This is a genomic window from Thiomonas sp. FB-6, from assembly GCF_000377645.1.
Classification (GTDB): domain Bacteria; phylum Pseudomonadota; class Gammaproteobacteria; order Burkholderiales; family Burkholderiaceae_C; genus Thiomonas_A.
Map to the genome: position 1 here is coordinate 802,901 of NZ_KB898471.1, position 6,040 is coordinate 808,940.

A 6,040-nucleotide genomic window follows, 5' to 3' on the forward strand; every position below is an offset into this window, starting at 1 on the left:
ATGGAGAATCGAACATGAAACGCATGTTGTTCAATGCGACGCAGGCCGAAGAGCTTCGCGTGGCGATCGTCGACGGCCAGAAGCTGCTCGACATCGACATCGAGCAGGTCGGCCGCGAACAGCGCAAGGGCAATATCTACCGCGCCACCGTGACGCGCGTGGAGCCCTCGCTGGAAGCCTGCTTCGTCGACTACGGCGAGGAACGCCACGGCTTCCTGCCCTTCAAGGAAATCTCCCGGCGCTACTTCCGCGAAGGCGTATCGGCCTCGCAGGCGCGCATCCAGGACGTGATCCGCGAAGGCCAGGAAATGCTGGTGCAGGTGGAGAAGGAGGAACGCGGCAACAAGGGTGCCGCGCTGACCACCTTCATCTCCCTGGCCGGGCGCTACCTGGTGCTGATGCCCAACAATCCGCGCGGCGGCGGCGTGAGCCGGCGCATCGAGGGCGACGACCGCCAGGAACTGCGCGAGACCATGGAGCAGTTGCAGTATCCCGAGGGCATGAGCCTGATCGCGCGCACCGCGGGCATCGGACGCAGCGTCGAGGAACTGCAGTGGGACCTGAACTACCTGCTCAAGCTGTGGGCGGCCATCGAGGAAGCCGGCAATTCCCAGCGCGGCGCCTTCCTGATCTACCAGGAATCCTCGCTGGTAATCCGGGCCATCCGCGACTACTTCACCAGCGACATCGGCGAGATCCTGATCGACACGCAGGACGTGCACGACCAGGCGCACCAGTTCATGGCCCACGTGATGCCCGACAACGTCGGGCGGGTCAAGCGCTACCGTGACGACCTGCCGCTGTTCTCGCGCTTCCAGATCGAGCATCAGATCGAGACCGCCTATTCCCGCACGGTGAACCTGCCGTCGGGCGGGGCCATCGTCATCGACCACACCGAGGCGCTGGTGGCCATCGACGTGAACTCCGCGCGTTCCACGCGCGGCACCGCGATCGAGGACACCGCGCTGCGCACCAACCTGGAGGCGGCCGAGGAAATCGCCCGCCAGATGCGCCTGCGCGACCTGGGCGGCCTGATCGTCATGGACTTCATCGACATGGATGAAGCCAAGAACCAGCGCTCCGTGGAAGACCGGCTGCGCGAATGCCTGCGCCAGGACCGCGCACGCGTGCAGACCAGCAAGATCTCCAAGTTCGGCCTGCTCGAGGTGTCGCGCCAGCGCCTGCGCCCGGCGCTGTCCGAGGGCGCCTACGTCACCTGCCCGCGCTGCAACGGCACCGGCCACATCCGCGACACCGATTCCAGCGCGCTGCAGATCCTGCGCATCATCCAGGAAGAGGCGATGAAGGAAGGCACCGCCGCGGTGCATGTGCAGGTTCCGGTGGAGGTGGCCTCGTTCCTGCTCAACGAGAAGCGGGCCGAGATCGCCAAGATCGAGCTGCGCCAGCGCGTGGCCGTGCTGCTGGTGCCCAACAAGCAGCTGGAGACGCCGAACTACAAGCTCGAGCGCCTCAAGCACGACGACCCGCGCCTGGACAACCTGCCGGCCAGCTACCGCATGGCCGAGGAACTGGAGCAGGAGACAACCATCCTGCGCAAGGCCAAGGACGAGCGTCCGCGCCAGGAAGCGCTGGTGCGCGGCATCACCCCCGAAGGCCCGGCGCCCAGCCCGGCGCCGGCCCCCGAGAAGGCCCCGGCGGTGGTGGCGCCGGCGCCCGCCGCGGTGACGAGCCCGGCCCAGCCCGCATCGGGTGGCCTGTTCGGCTGGCTGCGCCGAGTGCTGGCGCCCGGGGAGCAAGCGGCCGCGCAGCAGACCTCCGCGAGCGCGCCTCAGGCCGCGCCGGAAGCGGGCTCCGCCCAACGTGGCGAAGGCCGCGGGCGTGGACGTGACGGCCGCGGCCAGGGCCGCCAGGGCGGACGCACCGAGGCGCGCGAGAACGGCGCCGAGGGCCGCCGCGGCGCCAGCGGCTCCGCGGCCTCCGGCAACGGCAACGGCAGCGCGAACGCCGGCCGTGGTCGCGGCGGGCGCGGAGAACGGGCGGAGCGCAGCGAGCGTTCGGATCGCCCGGAACGCGGCGAACGGACTGAACGTGCCGAGCGGACCGACCGCCCTGCCCGCGCGGAGCGGGCCGAACGCCCGGAACGCGCAGATCGCCCGGAACGCGCCGATCGTCCGGAACGCGCCGATCGTCCGGAACGCGCAGATCGTCCGGAACGCGCCGAGGGTCCGGAACGTGCCGAACGCCCGGAACGCGCCGAACGCCCGGAACGCGCCGAACGCCCGGAACGCACTGAGCGTCCGGAACGTGCCGAACGCCCGGCGCGCGCACCGCGCGAACAGCGCGAGGAGCCCGCCGAGCAGGGCGTCGAGACCTGGGAAAGCTTCGGCCTGAGCCTGCCCGCCGGCGCGCAAGCGCCCGCCGCGGCGCAGCAACCCCTCGCGGCGGCCGAGGCGGAAGATTCCGAAGCCGTGCAAGCCGGCCAGGCCCTGCCTGAAGGAGCCGAGGGTGGAGGTGCCGAACCGGCACGCCGCCGCCGCCGCCGCCGCGGCGGCCGTGGCCGCGGGCAGGACGCCGCGAACGCCGAGGCCGGGCAGGGCGATGAGTCCGCAGCCGACGACGAGGCGATGCCCGAAAGCGCCGCCGAAGCCGCCCCGGAGGGCGTGACGCCCCCGGCCGCGGCCCGCGAAGACATGGAGGCGCAAACGCCGGCGCAGCCCCGCTTCGAACAGCCCCGCTTCGAACAGCCCAGCTTCGAGCAGGCCGGCACGCCGGCCCCCGAGGCCTGGTCGGCGCCCGTGGCGCAGGCAGCCGCGCCGATGAGCGCGCCGCCTTCGATCGAAGTGCCCGCTGCCGCGGCGCAGCCGATCGCGGCTGCGCAGCCCGCGCCCGTGACGCCGGCCGTCATGCCGACCTTCACGCCGGTCCCGGCCGCCCAGGTCCAGGCCCCCGCCGTGCCGATCGCGCAGGCGCCCGCGGCCGTCGCGCCTCAGGCCCTGGCTCCCGCGCAGGCGCCGAGCGCGCAGGCTGGCGGCGAGCCCGCGGCGCCTGCGCCGGCGGCCGAAGCGCTGCCGGTGGAACAACTGCGCTCGGTGGTCGAGTCGGCGGGACTGCAATGGGTGCAGTCCGATCCCGATCGGGTCGAGCAGTCCCGGCGCAAAGCGCGCCAGACCCCGGCGCAGCGTCAGGCGCCGCGCGAGCGCAAGCCGCGTGCGGCGCAGGACGAAGGTCCGCTGGTGCTGGTGGAGACGCACAAGGCCCTGCCCCAGCTGGATCTGCCGGAAAACGACCAGCCGGCGCGCTGAGCGCGGCCGCGGCGGGCCGGCTCAGCCGGCCCCCGCGCGCGGCGCGGCGGGCTGCGTGTCCTGCGGGCCTTCGTGCTCCGGCGGCCGCAGGCCGCTGCGCACATCGGGGTGCAGCAGACGCAGGCCGAGCTCGGCCTGCATACGCGTGTTGTCCAGGCGCCGCGATTCCGACAGGAAACTGAGCGCCATGGGCGAAAGCCCGCTGCGGGCGAGCTGTTCGCGGCTCAGGCGCGGCGGAGGGGTCTCGCCCAGCAGCGCGGCCGCCAGGTCCAGGTAGTCCCCCGCCAGCATGCGGGTATCGTCGCAGGCGTGGTAGACGCGTTGCGGCGCGCCGCGCAGCAGCGCGGCCCACAGTGCACGGGCCAGATCGTCGGCATGGATGTGGCTGGTGAACACGTCGTCCTCGCGGCGCAGCACCGGCAGGCCCCGGCGCAGGCGCTCGCGCGGCGAGCGCTCCCGGGCGTCGTAGATGCCCGGGATGCGCAGCAGCGACACCTTCGCGCCGGCCCTGCCCAGCGCGCGCCAATGGGCCTCGGCATCCAGGCGCCGGCGAGCCCGCGCGGTGGCCGGGCGCGGCGTGCGCGTCTCGCGCAAGAGTGCACCGGCACAGTCGCCGTAGACGCCGCTGGTGCTGGCGTAGACCACGCGCAAGGCCCCGCGCCGGGGCGTGCCCCCTATCATGGCGCTGCGCAGCGCCAACGCGAGCCTGCGCGAGCGCGGATCGGTGTCGCCTTGCGCGGGCGGAGGCGCGAGCATCGCCACGCGCGGCGCCAGCGCGCGCAGGCGCCACAGGGTCTCGGGCTGGTCGAGGTTGCCGAGCAAGGGCACGATGCCGGCGGCGCGCAGCAGCGGCACGCGTTCGGGGCTGGACGTCAGCGCCAGCACGCGGGCGCGCGCGCGCAACAGGGCGGCCAGGCGCAGACCGACGTCGCCGCAGCCGACGATGAGGATGCGGGGTTTGCGAAACACAGCGTTCAACATGGAATCCACGAAGTCATGATGCGTACCGTCACCATCCAGCCCGCCGGCCGAAGCTTCGAGGTCGACGACTCCGAAACCGTGCTGGCGGCGGCCATCCGCCAGGGCGTCGGCCTGCCCTACGGCTGCCAGGACGGCGCCTGCGGCAGCTGCAAGTGCCGCTGGATCTCGGGCGCCTTCGATCTCGCCCAGCACCAGCTCAAGGCACTGTCCGAACAGGAGCGTAGCGCCGGCATGGTACTGACCTGCCGCATGCATGCGCACGAGGACGTGGTACTGGAGTGCGCCGAGCTCCCCGCGGCCGACATGTTTCCGGTGCGCAAGATGCCCTGCCGCGTGCAGGCGCTGGAGTTTCCCGCGCCCGACGTCGCGGTGCTGCGGCTGCAACTTCCGGCCAACGAGGTCTTCCGCTACCACGCCGGTCAGTATCTGCAATTCATCCTTCGCGACGGAAGCCGGCGCAGTTACTCGATGGCGAGCGCCCCGGACGGGCAGCCCGCGGTGCAGCTGCACATTCGCCACATGCCGGGCGGAAAATTCACCGACCAGGTGTTCGGCGCTCTCAAGGAACGCGACATCCTGCGCATGGAAGGGCCCTACGGCAGCTTCTACCTGCGCGAGTCCGGCGAGCGCCCGCTGGTGCTGCTGGCTTCCGGCACCGGGCTGGCGCCGATCAAGGCGATCCTCGAACAGCTGGCGAGCGAGGGCAATACGCGCCCGGCGACCCTGTACTGGGGCGGGCGCCGGCGCGCCGATCTGTACCTGATGGACTGGGCACTGGCCCAGGACGAAGCCCTGCCGTGGCTGCGCTTCGTGCCGGTGCTGTCGGAACCGGATGCCGACTGGCAGGGACGCACGGGCTTCGTGCACCGGGCCGTGATGGAAGACCTGCCCGACCTCTCGGGCCACGAGGTCTACGCCTGCGGCTCACCCTTGATGGTGGATGCCGCGCGCGCCGAGTTCAGCAGCCGTTGCGGGCTGCCGGAATCGAGCTTCCACGCCGACGCCTTCACCAGCGAGGCCGACAAGGCCGGCCCCGCCGAGTAATACCGCCCCCAGGGCCGGGCATCGCCCGGCCCTGGGGGCGGTCAACCCTTATTCGCCGAGGTAGGCGGCGCGCACGCGCGGGTCGTCGAGCAGCTTGGAGGCCTCGCCGCCCATGGTCATGGTGCCCGAGTCCAGCACGTAGCCTCGCTGCGCCAGCTCCAGCGCACGCTTGGCGTTCTGCTCCACCAGCAGGATGGTCACCCCCTGCTGGGCAATCTCCGAGACCACCTCGAAGATCTTGTCCACCATGATCGGCGACAGCCCCATCGAGGGCTCGTCCAGCAGCAGCATGCGCGGGCGGCACATCATCGCCCGCCCCATCGCCAGCATCTGCTGCTCGCCCCCCGACATGGTCCCCGCCAGCTGGCTGCGACGCTCCTTCAACCGCGGGAAGATCGAGAACACGCGCTCGATGTCGTCCTGCACCCCCTGCTTGTCCCCCCGCGTGTACGAGCCCATCAGCAGGTTCTCGTCGATGGTCATGCGCGTGAAGGTGCCGCGCCCCTCGGGCACCATCGCCAGCCCCATGCGCACCAGCGCATGCGCCGGCTTGCCCCGGATCGACTGCCCGTCGAACACGATGTCCCCGTCGGCCATCGGCTGCAGCCCCGTGATGGCCTTCAGCGTGGTCGTCTTGCCCGCCCCGTTGGCCCCGATCAGGCTGACCAGCTCGCCCGCGCGCACCTCGAAGTCGATGCCCTTGACGGCCATGATGCCGCCGTAGGCCACCCGCAGCCCCTGGATGCTCAGCA

4 protein-coding genes are annotated in these 6,040 nt (G+C 71.9%); 2 read left to right on the forward strand and 2 right to left on the reverse strand.

Annotated features, from left to right (window positions below):
* The first annotated feature begins 14 nt into the window (after positions 1 to 14).
* The gene (locus D466_RS0103785; RefSeq protein WP_018912373.1) at positions 15 to 3,263 is read left to right on the forward strand and encodes an Rne/Rng family ribonuclease; all 3,249 of its coding nucleotides are present in this window, start codon (positions 15 to 17) and stop codon (positions 3,261 to 3,263) included.
* A 21-nt stretch (positions 3,264 to 3,284) separates the two neighbouring features.
* Here the strand turns inward: D466_RS0103785 and D466_RS0103790 are convergent, their stop codons facing one another.
* Complete coding sequence (locus tag D466_RS0103790; protein WP_018912374.1) at positions 3,285 to 4,244, reverse strand: NAD-binding protein; 960 nt, start codon at positions 4,242 to 4,244, stop codon at positions 3,285 to 3,287.
* 15 nt (positions 4,245 to 4,259) lie between these two features.
* Here D466_RS0103790 and D466_RS0103795 point away from each other — a divergent pair, with 15 nt between their 5' ends.
* On the forward strand, positions 4,260 to 5,288 hold the full coding sequence (locus D466_RS0103795; RefSeq protein WP_018912375.1) for a CDP-6-deoxy-delta-3,4-glucoseen reductase: 1,029 nt from the start codon (positions 4,260 to 4,262) through the stop codon (positions 5,286 to 5,288).
* A 48-nt stretch (positions 5,289 to 5,336) separates the two neighbouring features.
* On the opposite strand, the gene D466_RS0103800 is transcribed toward D466_RS0103795, so the two are convergent.
* Positions 5,337 to 6,038 (reverse strand): ABC transporter ATP-binding protein, encoded by a 702-nt coding sequence (locus tag D466_RS0103800; RefSeq protein WP_026284853.1) that lies wholly within the window; start codon positions 6,036 to 6,038, stop codon positions 5,337 to 5,339.
* Positions 6,039 to 6,040 lie beyond the last annotated feature (2 nt).